This is a genomic window from Herbaspirillum sp. CAH-3 (assembly GCF_009668275.1).
In the GTDB taxonomy this organism is placed as follows: Bacteria; Pseudomonadota; Gammaproteobacteria; order Burkholderiales; family Burkholderiaceae_D; genus Herbaspirillum; species Herbaspirillum aquaticum.
In genome coordinates this window covers 1-1,397 of sequence record NZ_VSWE01000043.1, presented here as the reverse complement: position 1 = coordinate 1,397, position 1,397 = coordinate 1, and the positions used below count along the sequence as shown (strand labels likewise).

1 protein-coding gene is annotated in these 1,397 nt (G+C 64.1%); it reads right to left on the bottom strand.

The window, feature by feature from the left end; all coding sequences use genetic code 11:
- Positions 1-188: 188 nt before the first annotated feature.
- On the bottom strand, positions 189-1,397 hold a 1,209-nt coding region (locus tag FYB76_RS26500; RefSeq protein WP_154135602.1), incomplete at its 5' end, for an IS91-like element ISPps1 family transposase.

Sequence of the window (1,397 nt, the reverse complement as noted above, 5' to 3'; positions counted from 1 at the left end):
ACGGATAGGAAATTCAACCGCATGAGGCCAAGTATGGCACGAGTTTTGGGCCTCGAAACACGTTCGGCCAAGGAAGGTTGAGCGCTCGCTTGCCGCTCAATGGCAAGAGCTTGGGAGGCAGTATGCATTTGGGCCTGGCGCGCGTGCAGCTGCTTCCCCGCAGCGATGGATACCGCCGCTTCACTGGGTCACCAATTGACGCGCTGGTCTACCTCGTCGGGTTGAGCTGCCAGATCCCAATCCGGCTCGCCTTGCGCACCATCATCCACCGGCGCGTCGCAGCCCTCCCACAGCGGTGGCCCGCGTGCCGGGGTGATGTGCGGGGGGGCAGACTCCACCCCGATGTGGTTCAGGATGTGGCGGATTTCGGCGCTGTGGGTGATGAAGGCAATGATGCGCATCTGCCCACCGCACATGGGGCACAGCAGCGGAAATGCCTCGTAGATGCGGGCAATCAGCACCGCCCACAAGTAATGCGCCGCTCGCTTCGGGCGTGCTTCAGGTTCGGGTGTGGGTGTGGCCGCGTTGCCCGGCGCCGCCACCCCAGGTACGCCCGCGCCAGGTTGTGCAGTCTCCACCGTGGCTGGTTGCGACGCAGCAGGCTGGGCCAGCGCCGTTACCGCCGCTCTCAGCGGCGAGTTTGGTGCCAGCACACCAAAGTAGCGGTGCCGGTGGGTGCGTGGCGGTGGCACCAGCGCGGCGATGCGGTCGATCAGTTCCAGCGGTGTGAGGTGCAGCTCATCTGCCTTGGCACCACGCTTGTCACTGGTGGGCTCGCTGCGCTGTTTGGCACAGCGGTACACCAGTTTGCTTCCCTCTTTGCGTAGGCGCTCCATGGAAAACGGTGGACGCGCGCAATAGCGCAGCAGCCGCTCCAGCGCAGCGCGGTCGTGGGCTTCGATGCAGACACCGGCGTCCACCGAGAAGCCGCTGTGTTTGTAGCCCAGCATGTCTTTGGCGTCACAGTTCTCCAGCAGGCCCCGAGCAACGAAGGCGCGCAGGATGCGTTTTTGCAGTGTGGTCTGCACTGGGGCCACGGTAGCCGCATCGATGCCGGTGGCCGCGTGAAAGATGACACCCGGCGATGAGATTCGAGGGGTCGCATCAGCATCGCCCTCGCCCTCCACTTCCTCAAACACCCCGTCCACCACACAAACGTGGAAGTGGACGTGTTCATTGAGGCTGGAGCCGAATCGGTGAATGAAGGCGATGGCACCGATGTGCAGGCCTGCCTTGTCCATATGGGCCGCACCGGGGCTGTGGGTCTGCAGAGTTTGTGCGATCACCCGCAGAAAGATGCGCAGCACCATGCTCAGCACCGCTCCGTCGCGTTGCATGAAGTACCGCAACCTCTTGGGCACGGAGAGCACCCACTGGCGCACCGGCAGGCGGGGGAA